The sequence below is a fragment of the Kitasatospora sp. MAA4 genome, from assembly GCF_029893355.1.
In the GTDB taxonomy this organism is placed as follows: Bacteria; Actinomycetota; Actinomycetes; order Streptomycetales; family Streptomycetaceae; genus Kitasatospora.
Genome location: NZ_JARZAI010000002.1, coordinates 170,898 through 183,447 on the forward strand (window position 1 = coordinate 170,898; position 12,550 = coordinate 183,447).

The 12,550-nt window shown below is 71.6% G+C and carries 9 protein-coding genes and 1 pseudogene; 7 read left to right on the top strand and 3 right to left on the bottom strand.

From position 1 onward, the window contains the following. Positions 1 to 526: 526 nt before the first annotated feature. The 3 genes and pseudogenes from P3T37_RS03125 to P3T37_RS03135 form a co-directional block, all read right to left on the bottom strand. Positions 527 to 2,497, bottom strand: a pseudogene (locus P3T37_RS03125) (APC family permease); the annotation flags it as partial. 218 nt (positions 2,498 to 2,715) lie between these two features. Beyond that, the gene (locus P3T37_RS03130) at positions 2,716 to 3,861 is read right to left on the bottom strand and encodes a hypothetical protein (protein WP_280721827.1); all 1,146 of its coding nucleotides are present in this window, start codon (positions 3,859 to 3,861) and stop codon (positions 2,716 to 2,718) included. Continuing rightward, positions 3,861 to 5,282 carry a hypothetical protein gene (locus P3T37_RS03135; RefSeq protein ID WP_280721828.1) on the bottom strand — a complete coding sequence of 474 codons (1,422 nt, stop codon included), beginning with the start codon at positions 5,280 to 5,282 and terminating at the stop codon, positions 3,861 to 3,863. Before P3T37_RS03135 ends, P3T37_RS03130 begins: the two co-directional genes overlap by 1 nt. A 390-nt stretch (positions 5,283 to 5,672) precedes the next feature. Here P3T37_RS03135 and P3T37_RS03140 point away from each other — a divergent pair, with 390 nt between their 5' ends. The 7 genes from P3T37_RS03140 to P3T37_RS03170 all read left to right on the top strand — a co-directional run bounded on the left by P3T37_RS03140 (position 5,673) and on the right by P3T37_RS03170 (position 12,502). After that, positions 5,673 to 6,758 carry a hydrogenase expression protein HypE gene (locus P3T37_RS03140; RefSeq protein WP_280721829.1) on the top strand — a complete coding sequence of 362 codons (1,086 nt, stop codon included), beginning with the start codon at positions 5,673 to 5,675 and terminating at the stop codon, positions 6,756 to 6,758. Between the two features lie 64 nt (positions 6,759 to 6,822). Continuing rightward, the gene (locus tag P3T37_RS03145) at positions 6,823 to 8,610 is read left to right on the top strand and encodes a nickel-dependent hydrogenase large subunit (protein ID WP_280721830.1); all 1,788 of its coding nucleotides are present in this window, start codon (positions 6,823 to 6,825) and stop codon (positions 8,608 to 8,610) included. Beyond that, positions 8,607 to 9,188: a hypothetical protein gene (locus P3T37_RS03150; RefSeq protein WP_280721831.1), complete on the top strand. Its 582-nt coding sequence runs from the start codon at positions 8,607 to 8,609 to the stop codon at positions 9,186 to 9,188. The genes P3T37_RS03145 and P3T37_RS03150 overlap by 4 nt, the downstream gene beginning before the upstream one ends. After that, positions 9,185 to 9,853 carry a DUF5947 family protein gene (locus P3T37_RS03155; RefSeq protein WP_280721832.1) on the top strand — a complete coding sequence of 223 codons (669 nt, stop codon included), beginning with the start codon at positions 9,185 to 9,187 and terminating at the stop codon, positions 9,851 to 9,853. Before P3T37_RS03150 ends, P3T37_RS03155 begins: the two co-directional genes overlap by 4 nt. Further along, positions 9,850 to 10,569 carry a DUF6084 family protein gene (locus P3T37_RS03160; RefSeq protein ID WP_280721833.1) on the top strand — a complete coding sequence of 240 codons (720 nt, stop codon included), beginning with the start codon at positions 9,850 to 9,852 and terminating at the stop codon, positions 10,567 to 10,569. The genes P3T37_RS03155 and P3T37_RS03160 overlap by 4 nt, the downstream gene beginning before the upstream one ends. Continuing rightward, entirely contained in the window at positions 10,566 to 11,978 is a 1,413-nt protein-coding gene (locus P3T37_RS03165) for a hypothetical protein (RefSeq protein ID WP_280721834.1), read from the top strand. Before P3T37_RS03160 ends, P3T37_RS03165 begins: the two co-directional genes overlap by 4 nt. Beyond that, on the top strand, positions 11,975 to 12,502 hold the full coding sequence (locus P3T37_RS03170; protein ID WP_280721835.1) for a hydrogenase maturation protease: 528 nt from the start codon (positions 11,975 to 11,977) through the stop codon (positions 12,500 to 12,502). Before P3T37_RS03165 ends, P3T37_RS03170 begins: the two co-directional genes overlap by 4 nt. Positions 12,503 to 12,550: the final 48 nt, after the last annotated feature.

Here is a 12,550-nt window from a genome sequence, read left to right on the forward strand (position 1 = left end):
TCGAATACAGGTAGGTCAGGAGCCGCGAACGCCCCGGCCCCTGATGTCGTGTCGGACATCAGGGGCCGGGGCGCTGAGGCGGAGTCGGCTACGCGTTCGCCTCCGGCTCGTCCTTCTTCGGCGGCAGCAGCGCGTAGGAGGGGTTGGCGATGGTCAGGAAGCCGTCGGTGTTGCCGACCATGCCCTCCGCCCGCAGCCGGGCGCCGGGCTGGATGCCCTGGATCGCGCGGCGGCCGTAGAAGGTGAGCGTGATGCCGCCGGTCTCGTCGAACAGCTCGCACTCCAGGTGCGGGGTGCCGGAGACCGGGGTGACGTTCACCGAGCGGATCTGGCCCCGGACGCTGGCGCGGTTGCGCCAGTGCAGGTCGGCGATGGCCGTGGTGCCGTCCGCGCGCGGGGTGGCCGGCGCCCGGTCCTCCTCGGGCCCGGCGGACTCCACGACGCGCCGCCGTCCCTTCGAGCCCTCGCTGCGGGCGGCGGCAGCGGTCGGAACCGGGGCGCTCACCAGGTCGGGGCCGAGCTCCTCGATGGCCTGCGTGACGTCGAACGGCACGATGGTGGCCGCGGTGTGCGGCAGCCGGCTGGCGGCCTGCGCGATCCGGTCGCCGACCCGGGCGTGGAAGAGCCGACCGAAGAGCGGGCCGTAGGCGCGCCGGGGTATCAGCAGGGTGACGTCGGTGCGGCCGTCCGCCGTGGCGCGCGCCGAGAGCTCGGCCACCGCGCGGCGCAGCCGGCGGTCGGGGCACTCGATGACCTCCAGTGGGACGTCCGCGGCGTGGTGGGCCTCCCAGCTGCGCTGCAGCCGCTCGGCCTGCCGGTCGTCGACCATGAAGTGCACGGCGCTCAGCTCGGTCGGGCGCAGGCTGCGGGCGTGGTGCAGGGCCTTGACGACGGCCAGGTCGAGGCGGTCCACCAGCACGTAGACGACGCTGCGGGTGTTGGCGGCGGTGGTCGCCGAGGCCGGAGCGGCCGCCAGCGCGGCGGTCTCGGCGCGGTAGCGGCCGTTGGTGCGGATCAGCGCCCAGACGCCGATCGGGAAGATGACGACGACCATCCAGGCGCCCTCGGTGAACTTGGTGACCGCGAACATCACCACCACCGCGGCGGAGGCCACCGACGCTGCGGCATTGACGACGATCTTCATCGTCCGATGCGGGTCGCGGCGCACCCAGTTGTACTTCACCAGGCCGGCGGCGGCCATCACGAAGCCGGTGAAGACCCCGATCGCGTAGAGCGCCACCAGCTTGGTCAGGTCGCCGCCGGTGCCGATCAGCAGCACCAGCGAGGCCACCGCCAGCACGATGATGCCGTTGGAGAAGGCGAGCCGGTGGCCGCGGATGGTCAGCTGCCGGGGCAGGAAGGAGTCCTCGGCGACGAAGCTGGCCAGGAACGGGAAGCCGTTGAAGGAGGTGTTGCCGCCGGTGTACAGGATCAGCGCGGTGGCGATCTGGACGAAGGCGAACATCACGTTGCCGAAGCCGCTCTGCCCGAAGACCAGGTGCGCCTCCTGGGCCAGCACCGTGGGGCTGCCCGAGGAGAACGGCACGGCGTGGGTCTTCCAGGCCAGCGTGGAGACGCCGAGCACCAGGGAGCCGAGGATGGCGCTCATGATCACCAGGGTGCGCCGGGCGTTGGGGCCCTGCGGGCTGCGGAAGGCGCTGACGCCGTTGGAGATGGCCTCCAGGCCGGTCAGCGAGGAACCGCCGTTGGCGAAGGCCCGCATCATGATGAAGAGCGAGGCGCCCATCAGGATGCCGCCGCCGGGGTGGCCGATGTCGATCACACCCGGTGCGTGCAGCTGGGCGTCGGTGAGCTGGGGCAGGCTGCCGGTGAAGAGCCGGATCATGCCGACGACGACGGTCAGCCCGGTCGCCAGGATGAACAGGTAGGTCGGCAGCGAGAAGGCCTTGCCGGCCTCGCGGATGCCCCGCAGGTTGCCGTAGAAGAGCAGCACGACCACCCCGCAGGTGATCCAGATCTTCTCGTGGTCGATGTTGGTGTGCAGCAGCAGCTGGAGCAGCGAGGCGACCGCGTCGGTCCCGGCCGCGGTCTGCACCGCCACCGTCACGATGTAGTCGATCAGCAGCGCGACGGCGGCGATCTGGGCGACCCGCGGTCCGAAGTTCTCGCGCGCCACCACGTACGAGCCGCCGGCCTTGGTGTAGGTCATGACGACGTCGCGGTAGGACAGCGTGAGCAGGAAGAGCAGCGCGAGGATGATGCCGGTGACCGGCATGACCAGCGCGAACCCGGCCACACCGACGGCCGGGATCAGCTGGGTCAGCATCTGCTCGGTGCCGTACGCGCTGGAGCTGATGCAGTCCGGGGCCAGCACGCCGAGCGCGATCGGCTTGGACAGCTTCTCGTTGTGCAGCTCCGAGCTGACCAGCGGCGGCCCCAGCAGGGCCTTCTTGAGGCGGTAGCCGGCACTCTCCGGGAGGTCGACACCGCCGGGGAGTGCGGAGGGTTTTTCGGGGGCGGGGGCAGGCGCGGCCATGCGCCATCCTTTCGGCCGTGAGTACCTGGGGGCGCTGCGCTGCGTTGACCGTGGTACTGCTGACGGCCGTGAGGTGCCGTCACCTTTTTTGACGGTTATCTTCTTAACGCCTTTTGAGCGCCTCGGAGCCCCTGAACATGATCCAATCGGCTTTTTTGACGGTATCTTGACGGGATCTTGCTGCCCGCTGGGAATACGGGGACGGGGGGTGTCACAGCTCAGCCCCGACGGCTCCGGGCCGCCTTGCGGTACCCGTCCAGCACGTCCTGGCGCAGCAGGTAGCCGAAGCCGGCCGACTCCAGGCGCAGCCCCAGCTGCGCCTCGGTGATCCCGAGCTCGGCGGCCGTCTCGGCCAGGTGCCAGTCGCGCGCGGCCAGCCGGGTCAGCAGGTGGCCGCGCCGGACCTGGTTCTCCGAGAGCCGGAAGGTCTTCAGGTACGCGATCCGGCCGTGCTCGTCGGTGATCGTCTCGCCGATGTGGTTCTCCTGCTTCAGCGCGAACGGCGGCAGGAACCTGGAGAGCGTGAACCGGCCCAGGCGGTAGACGGTCTGCGCGGTGTACGGGACGTCGAGGAGACCGCCGGCCATCGCGGAGTCGTGGAAGAGCGCCCAGTCCTGCTCCTGGCGCCGCGCCGCCGCCCGCAGGTCGGCCAGCGAGCGGATGCCCGCATCGGCGATCCTGGTCCGGAAGTCCGCCAGCGGCGCCGACAGCAGCGCGTAGTGGTGGATCAACTCGCCGTAGAGGTCGTTGACCAGGCTCGGGTGCAGGGCGCGGTAGTCCTCGGGGTGCGGGACGGCGAAGGCGGCCGCCAGCGCGTCGCCGGTGTAGACCAGCAGGCCGCACTGGTTCGGATGGATCTCGAAGATCCGCAGCGCGTCGGCCAGCCCGTGCACCTGCCCACCGGCGTAGGCCTCCTCGGCGCGCGGCGACAGGCCGTTGCGGATCGCCCGCTGCGACCACTCCTGCCAGGCGATCGCCGGACCGCCGAAGTGCAGCGCCAGGTAGCCCTCCAGCGCCAGGTGCAGCGGCAGGAAGCGCAGCCGGTCCTTGGCCTGCCGGCGGACCATCCGGCGGTGGAACTGAAGCGGCATGCACGGCGTCGGCAACTCGCCGCGTCCGGAGGTCAGTTGGGTACCGTAGGCGGCGGCCGGCGAGCCGTCGCCGGTCCAGCTGGCGACGAACCCGTGCGGGATGTACGAGAGATAGGAGTCGCGCGGGCCCAACTCGACCAGCCCGGGCCCCTCGTCGTACAGCTCCTGGTGCAACCGCAGGTCCGTCAGCGGTTCCTCGCGCACCAGCGGTACCAACCGGACGCCGCCCCAGACCTGCGAGGGGCGGGTGCTCAGGCCGGTCAGGTCCATCATCACGGGTCCTTCAGGAAGTGGGCGGTGCGGGCGTCCAGATAGGCCGTCAACTCGGCCAGGCCGGTGCGGCCTTCGGCGAACTGGGCGAGCTCGACCAGGGCCGGCAGGTCCTCGGCGTCGCGAAGTCCCGCGGTGGGCACGGTCGGTGCGAGTCGGCGCACGTCGAAGTCGTCCGCGTCGTACACCGGGTTGAGGTGCACGATGCTGGTGCGGCGCTCGGGATCCAGCCGGGTGCGCCAGATCCGCAGCACCTCGCCGGCCAGCCCGGGCGGCGCGTTGTCCCAGCCGTCGGAGACGATCACCAGGCGCTCGGGCGCGGTGTCGAGCGCGTCCAGGATCCGGTGGCCCAGCGGTGTCGCGCCGAACGGGCGGCTGAGCAGCGCGTCGGTGCGACCCGAGGTCCACAGCGCGGTGTAGTGGCCGGCCAGCGCCTCAAGGAGGTGGTGCGCGGCCAGCGCGGCCGCCAGTGGGCGGCGGCGCTTCTGCCCCGACCCGACGGTGGAGAAGCTGTCGTCCAGCACGGCGGCCACCCGCCCCCAGCTGCCCCGGTGCGCGCCCGCCACCCGGCGCGCGGCCGCCCGCAGGGCGTCCGTCAGCTCGGCGCGCCGGGCGACCCGGTCCGCGAGCGGCAGCCCGAGCACGTACGAGGCGAGCCGGGTCAGCGGCATCCGGGTCAGGTCGGCCCGCACCGCGCCGGCCCTGTGGGTACGTCCGGACTCCTGCAACCGCAGCTGCTCCAGGCGGGTCATCCGCGGGGCGATCCGCTCCAGGAAGGCGGCGCGCGCGATCCCGTGCTTGGCGGCGAAGCCCTCGGCCACCGTGTAGGGCAGCTCGTAGAGGGCAGCCTGCTCGTAGTGCGCCCGCCGCCAGCTCTCCAGGATCGGCGTGGCGTACCGCTTGCGGCTCCGCGGCGCGAACACGAAGGGCCCCAACTCCTCACCCGTGGGCACCAGATGGGCGTGCCGCAGAGCCAGCTTGAGTCCGCCGCGGTACTTCACGGCATCGAACGCCGGGTCCGGTCGGGCAGCGATCCAGTCGCGCATCACGGCTCGGGTGCGCCGGTTGTTGACCTTGGCGCGGCGCAGCTCGCGAAACAGCCCGTACACCCGCTGCGGCGGGAGCAGTGCCAGCCGACGGGCGATCAGCCGGCCCTCGCTGCGGCGCTGCTGCTCGCTCGCCTCGCGCGCGGTCTCCAGCAGCCGCCGGACGATCAGCGCCGCGTTGTGATCGTTGATGTCGAGCGCGAGGACGGCGGCGTACAGGTCCCGGTAGTTGCCGATCATGTACGCGTGCAGGAAGTCCAGCGAGAGCCGCTGCTCGCCCTCCTCGCTGTGGAACTCGCGCTGCCCGGTGGAGGTGATCGCCGCGTTGACGAAGAGCAGCACGTCGTCGGCGGCGATCAGGTCGCCGTACGAGTCCATCGGCGGATCCCCCCGGTCGTGAACGGAAATGCCGGCCGGGGAATGGGGGCGCGAACTGCGAATCATTGCGTTAAAGGCAGGTTCCGGAAGTCGCACCGGAGTCCCGCGGCCGGCCCGCCGACCGTAACAGAGCTCCCCACCCGGGCACCGCCCAATTTCCGGGACCCGCACTTGCGCCAAGTGGGCCTGGCGGGGCTTCCGCTTTCGAGTGACACGGCGGCTGGCCGCACGCGGCGCCGTCCCCACGGTGCGTGACCATCGGCTCTGGCCCTGCGGCACCGGGGACGTCACCGGATTGGCCGCGCCTGACGTCACACCGGGGCCCTGTTCCGAGCACGCTGAGACTGACCTGAGGGTATTTCGTCCCCCACCTCCCCGAGGAGGCCCCCCATGAACGCAGCATCGCCGACCACGACCGCCACCGCGGCCGCGTCGGGCCCGGGCACCGACGAGTCCCCGATCCACATCCTCTGGATCAACGCCGGGCTCAGCTGCGACGGCGACTCCGTCTCGCTCACCGCCGCCACCCAGCCCAGCATCGAGGAGATCGCACTCAGCGTGCTCCCGGGCCTGCCCAAGATCGCCGTCCACTGGCCCCTGATCGACTTCGAGTGCGGTCCGGTCCAGGGCGCGGACACCTTCATCGAGTGGTTCTTCAAGGGTGAGCGCGGCGAGATCGACCCGTTCGTCCTGGTCATCGAGGGGTCCATCCCCAACGAGGCGATCAAGGCCGAGGGTTACTGGTGCGGTTTCGGTGACAACCCCGAGACCGGCCAGCCGATCACCACCAGCGAGTGGATCGACCGCCTCGCACCCAAGGCGCTGGCGGTGGTCGCGATCGGCACCTGCGCCACCTACGGCGGCATCCACGCGATGGCCGGCAACCCGACCGGCGCGATGGGCGTGCCCGACTACCTGGGCTGGGACTGGAAGTCCAAGGCCGGCATCCCGATCGTCTGCGTCCCCGGCTGCCCGATCCAGCCCGACAACTTCTCCGAGACGCTGGTCTACCTGCTCCACCAGGCCACCGGCGCCGCCCCGATGATCCCGCTGGACGAACACCTGCGCCCCACCTGGCTGTTCGGCGCCACCGTGCACGAGGGCTGCGACCGGGCCGGCTACTACGAGCAGGGCGAGTTCGCGACCACCTACGACTCGCCCAAGTGCCTGGTGAAGCTCGGCTGCTGGGGCCCGGTGGTGAAGTGCAACGTGCCCAAGCGCGGCTGGATGAACGGCATCGGCGGCTGCCCCAACGTCGGCGGCATCTGCATCGCCTGCACGATGCCCGGCTTCCCGGACAAGTTCATGCCGTTCATGGACGAGCCGCCCGGCGGCAAGATCTCCAGCACCGCCAGCGCCGCCTACGGAGCGGTCGTCCGCAGGCTGCGCGCGGTCACCGCCGCCACCGTGGACAAGGAGCCCAAGTGGCGCCACACCGGGGACAAGCTGACCACCGGCTACCGGCCGCCCTGGTGATCCCGCCTCAGAACCCGAACCGTCCAGCAGCGCTCCCCGCTTGAAGAAGGGCACGGCACACACGATGGCAACACCGACCACGAAGGCGACCGGCGACGGCAGCGGCCTGGTGGAGATGTCCTGGGATCCGATCACCCGGATCGTCGGCAGTCTCGGCATCCACACGAAGATCGACTTCAAGCAGAAGAAGGTCGCGGAGTGCTACAGCACCTCCTCGGTCTTCCGCGGCTACAGCGTCTTCATGCGGGGCAAGGACCCCCGGGACGCGCACTTCATCACCAGCCGCATCTGCGGCATCTGCGGTGACAACCACGCCACGTGCTCGGTGTACGCGCAGAACATGGCCTACGGGGTGAAGCCGCCGCATCTGGGCGAGTGGATCATCAACCTGGGCGAGTCCGCGGAGTACATGTTCGACCACAACATCTTCCAGGAGAACCTGGTCGGGGTCGACTACTGCGAGCGGATGGTCAAGGAGACCAACCCCGGCGTGCTGGAGCTGGCCGAGCGCACGGCCGCCCCGCACGCCGGGGAGCACGGGTACAGGACGATCGCCGACATCATGCGATCGCTCAACCCGATCGAGGGCGAGTTCTACCGCGAGGCGCTCCAGGTCTCCCGCTACACCCGGGAGATGTTCTGTCTGATGGAGGGACGCCACGTGCACCCCTCCACCCTCTACCCGGGCGGCGTCGGCACGGTCGCCTCGGTCCAGCTCTTCACCGACTACCTCAGCCGGCTGATGCGCTACGTGGAGTTCATGAAGCGCGTCGTCCCGCTGCACGACGACCTCTTCGACTTCTTCTACGAGGCGCTGCCCGGCTACGAGGAGGTCGGCCGCCGGCGCGTGCTGCTCGGCTGCTGGGGCGCGCTGAACGACCCGGAGTACTGCGACTTCACCTATCGCAACATGACCGACTGGGGCCGGCGGATGTTCGTCACCCCGGGCATCATCGTGGACGGCAAGCTGGTCACCAACGACCTCACCGAGATCAACCTCGGCATCCGGATCCTGCTCGGCAGCTCCTACTACCAGGACTGGGAGGGCAAGGAGCAGTTCGTCACGCACGACCCGCTCGGCAACCCGGTCGACCCGCGCCACCCGTGGAACCAGCACACCATCCCGGCGCCGCAGAAGCGCAACTTCGACGACAAGTACAGCTGGGTGATGTCGCCGCGCTGGTTCGACGGCAAGGACTACCTGGCGCTGGACACCGGCGGCGGCCCGATCGCGCGGCTCTGGTCCACCGCGCTGTCCGGGCTGGTCGACATCGGCTACGTCAAGGCCACCGGCCACAGCGTGCAGATCAACCTGCCACGCACCATGACCAAGCCCGAGACCAGCTTCGAGTGGAAGATCCCGAAGTGGAGCAACGCGCTGGAGCGCAACCGCGCCCGCACGTACTTCCAGGCCTACGCGGCGGCCGTCGCCCTGCACTTCGCCGAGAAGGGCCTGGCCGAGGTCCGCGCCGGACGCACCCAGACCTGGGAGAAGTTCGAGGTGCCGGACGAGGGCCTGGGGGTCGGCTTCACCGAGGCGGTGCGCGGCGTCCTGTCGCACCACATGGTGATCCGCGACGGCAAGATCGCCAACTACCACCCGTACCCGCCGACTCCGTGGAACGCCAGCACCCGCGACACCTACGGGACGCCCGGCCCCTACGAGGACGCCGTGCAGAACACCCCGATCTTCGAGGAGAACACGCCCGAGAACTTCAAGGGCATCGACATCATGCGCGCCGTACGCAGCTTCGACCCCTGCCTGCCGTGCGGCGTCCACATGTACCTCGGCGAGGGCAAGACCGTGCAGAAGATGCACGTGCCCACCGGCCTGAGCGGCATGGGCGGATGAGCGCCTCCGTGGAAACCCCCGCCAGGCCCAGGACGGCCGATGCCGAGCTGACCGGCCGGCGCGTGGAGGAGGTGCTGGACCGGCTGGCGGCCACCGGCGACCGCGAGGTCTGCGCCTCGGCCGAGGAGCTGGTCCGGCTGCTGATGGACTTCCACGGCGCCGGGCTCGCCCGGATCGTGGAGGTGCTGGACCGGGGCACCGAGCACGCCCGCGCGCTGGACCGGCTGCTGCGCGACGAGTTGGTGTCCAGCCTGCTGGTGCTGCACGAGCTGCACCCCGAGGACGCCGGCACCCGGATCGGCCGCGCGCTGGCCGGGCTGCGCAACAAGCCCGTGGAGCTGGTGCGCTTCGACGCGGCCGACGGCACGCTGCACGTGCGGGCCAGTGGTGGCGGCGGCTGCGGCTGCTCGGCCACCGGCGACGAGACCGAGCAGCTGGTCATGGACGCGATGGCCTGCTTCGCGCCCGAGGTCACCTCGGTGCGCGTGGAGGCCGCCGCCAAGGAGCCGGCGCTGCTGCAGATCGGCACCCGTCCGCCGGGCGCGGCCGCTGGGGCCGTCCCGGTGAAGACCTCGTGAGCACCGCTCAGGCGTGGCCGCCGCGGACCGGGCCCTCGCCCGCCCGCGGCGGCCTGCGCCGCTTCGTCCGGCCGCCGCAGCCGCAGCAGGAGCGCTGCGAGCTGTGCGGGGTGGTGGTGGCCGAAGCCGGGCACCGGCACCTGGTGGACACCGAGAAGCGCTCGCTGGCCTGCGCCTGCACCGCCTGCGCGATGCTCTTCGACCATTCGGGAGCTGCCGGCGGACGGTTCCGGACCGTGCCGGACCGGTACTTCGCCGACCCCGGACACAGCCTGGACGACGGCGCTTGGGACCTGCTGCAGATCCCGGTCAGCGTCGCCTTCTTCTTCCGCAACGCCGCGCTGGACCGGCTGGTCGCGCTCTACCCGAGCCCGGCCGGCGCCACCGAGAGCGAGCTGGACCCGGCCACCTGGCAGACCGTGCTGGGCGGGACCCGGCTGGCCGAGCTGCTCGAACCCGACATCGAGGCGCTGCTGGTGCGCCGCAGCGAGGGCCGCTACGAGTGCTTCCTGGTGCCGATCGACATCTGCTACGAGCTGGTCGGGCGGATGCGGCTGCACTGGCAGGGCTTCGACGGCGGCGCGGAGGCCAGGGCCGACCTGGCGGAACTCTTCGCGCGGGTCAACCGCCGGGCCCGGACGCCGAAGGAGGACCCAGCGCCGTGACGGAGTTCGCCTTCTCCTGCACCGGGGTGCGCGCCGACCGCTACGCGGCCGGTCCCACCCTGGTGTTCAAGCTGCGGATCACCGCTTCCCCTGAGGCCCGGGTGCACGCGCTCGCGCTGCGCTGCCAGTTGCGGATCGAGCCCGCCCGGCGCGGCTACCAGCCGGCCGAGGCGGACGGCCTGGCGGACCTGTTCGGCGAGCGCTCGCGCTGGGGCAGCACGCTGCTGCCGGTGCAGTTCGCCCAGGTCTCCCTGGTGGTGCCCGGCTTCACCGGCGAGACCGAGGTCGACCTCCCGGTGCCGTGCAGCTACGACCTCGACCTCGCGCCCACCCGGTACTTCCACGCGCTGGAGGAGGGCGAGGTGCCGCTGCTGATGCTCTTCTCCGGCACCGCGTTCACCGGGCCCGGCGGCTACCAGGTCGAGCCGGTGCCCTGGGACCGGGAGGCGAACTTCCGGATGCCCGTGGCCGTCTGGCGCGAGATGGTCGAGCAGCACTTCCCCGGCTGCGGCTGGCTGCGGCTGCCCCGCGAGACCATGGACGCGCTGCTCGCCTACCGCTCGCGCCGGGCGCTGCCCTCCTGGGACGCGACCGTGCGCGAGCTGCTGGCTGCCTCGCCGGCCGCCTCGGCTGCCTCGGCTGTCGAACCCCCGCCGCCCGCCTGCGTCCTGTCGGGCGCGGCGGCCCCGCTCGCCACCGGAAGGACGGGCCAGTGACGATCACCGAACCGGAAACCGAGTTCGACACCCGGTTCGCCGCCGCTCGACAGGTGGCGGACGCCGTCCTGTTCGAGGGCTATGTGCTCTACCCCTACCGGGCCTCGGCGGCCAAGAACCGGCTGCGCTGGCAGTTCGGCGTGCTGGTGCCGCCGGCCTGGGGAGCCGACTGCGGCGAGCACGCGATGCAGCGCACCGAGTGCCTGATGGAGCCGCGCCGCGGCGCGACCCTGCTGGTCGAGCTGCGGTTCCTGCACGCCCAGCGGCGTACCGTCCAGCAGCTCGGCCCCGCCGGTGGCTACCGCACGGTGGCCGAACTGGAGCTCTCCGACCGGGTGCTGACGCCCTGGGACGAGGGCGTGGAGGAGCGGGTGCGGCTGACCGTTCCGGTGGCCGAGCTGGGCGGTGCGGGGTACAGCCTGCCGTTCGGGCTGCCGGTCCACGAGGAGGTCGAGACGGTTCGCGACGAGTCCGGCCGCACCGTCGGGCGGCTGCTGCGCCGGCGGGAGGCGCTCAGCGGGGTGATCCGGCTGACCGCCACCGACCTGGAGGGCCCGTACGCGGTGCAGCGGCTGACCGCGGTGGTGGAGAACACCAACGACTGGACGCCGCTGGCCGGGCCGGCCGACCGGGAGTCCGCGCTGCCGCGGGCGCTGGTCTCGGCCCACTTGATGCTCGGGCTCAGCGCCGGGTCCTTCCTGTCCATGGCCGACCCGCCGGAATGGGCCAAGGGCGCCACCGCCGCCTGCCAGAACCTGCACACCTGGCCGGTGCTGGCCGGCGGGTCCGGCGGGACGGACGTGCTGCTCTCCTCGCCGATCATCCTGGAGGACCACCCGGCGATCGCCCCTGAGAGCCCCGGCGCCCTCTACGACGCCCTGGAGATCGACGAGATCCTCGCTCTGCGCACCTCGGCGCTGACCGACCAGGAGAAGCGCGAGGCCCGCGGTACCGACGCGCGGGCTGCGGCCGTGATCGACCTGGCCGACTCGATGCCGCCCGAGGTCCTGGAGCGCCTGCACGGCGCGGTCCGGGCGCTGCGGGAGGTCACCGAGCCTCGCGAGCAGGACGGCGTCGACCTCGTCGACGTCCTGCAGCCGGACACTCCCTGGTGGGATCCGGCCGGCGACCGCTCCTTCGACCCGGCCCGGGACCGGGTGGTGGTGGACGGCCGGTCGGTGGGCGCCGGCAGCCGGGTGCTGCTCAAGCCGGGACTTCGGCGCAGCGACGCCCAGGACCTCTTCCTGCACGGGCGCAGTGCTCAGGTCGAGGCGGTGCTGCACGACGTGGACGGCGCCGTGCACCTGGCGGTGATCGTGGAGGGCGACCCGGGCGCCGACATCCGGCGCGAGCAGGGCCGGTTCCTGTACTTCCAGCCCGACGAGGTCGCCCCGCTGGAGGACGCGTGAGCGTGCCGCAGAGCCGGCGGACCCTGGTGGCGGGTGTCGGCAACATCTTCCTCGGCGACGACGCCTTCGGCGTGGAGACCGTCCGGGAGCTGAGCCGGCAGTCGCTGCCCGAGCACGTCGAGGCGGTCGACATCGGGGTGCGCGGGGTCCACCTGGCCTACCAACTCCTTGAGGGCTACCACACGTTGATCCTGGTCGACGCGACGATGCGGGGCGGCGAGCCGGGCACGCTGTATCTGATCGAGCCCGGCGAGGGCGGCGTGGAGGTGGAGCAGGCCCTGCTCGACGGCCACCGGATGTCCCCGGACTCGGTGTTGGCGCTGCTGGGCACCCTGTGCGCCGGCACCGGGGCCTCCCCGCCCCACCGCACGCTGGTGGTGGGCTGCGAACCCGCCTGCGTCGAGGAGGGGTTGGGGCTCAGCGCGCCGGTGGCCGCCGCGGTGCCGGAGGCCGTCCGGCTGGTGCTGCGCCTGCTGGAAGCCGATCACGACCTTGAACCGAGAGAGGAACACGTCCCATGCTGAAGAAGATCGTCGTCTCCGGCGCGACCGTGGCGGCGCTGGCCGCCCTGG

What these genes read in the sequence shown, in the direction of transcription:
- P3T37_RS03130 (WP_280721827.1), bottom strand. Translation starts at nt 3,861, where the DNA reads ATGATGGACCTGACCGGCCTGAGCACCCGCCCCTCGCAGGTCTGGGGC.
- P3T37_RS03135 (WP_280721828.1), bottom strand. Translation starts at nt 5,282, where the DNA reads ATGGACTCGTACGGCGACCTGATCGCCGCCGACGACGTGCTGCTCTTC.
- P3T37_RS03140 (WP_280721829.1), top strand. Translation starts at nt 5,673, where the DNA reads ATGAACGCAGCATCGCCGACCACGACCGCCACCGCGGCCGCGTCGGGC.
- P3T37_RS03145 (WP_280721830.1), top strand. Translation starts at nt 6,823, where the DNA reads ATGGCAACACCGACCACGAAGGCGACCGGCGACGGCAGCGGCCTGGTG.
- P3T37_RS03150 (WP_280721831.1), top strand. Translation starts at nt 8,607, where the DNA reads ATGAGCGCCTCCGTGGAAACCCCCGCCAGGCCCAGGACGGCCGATGCC.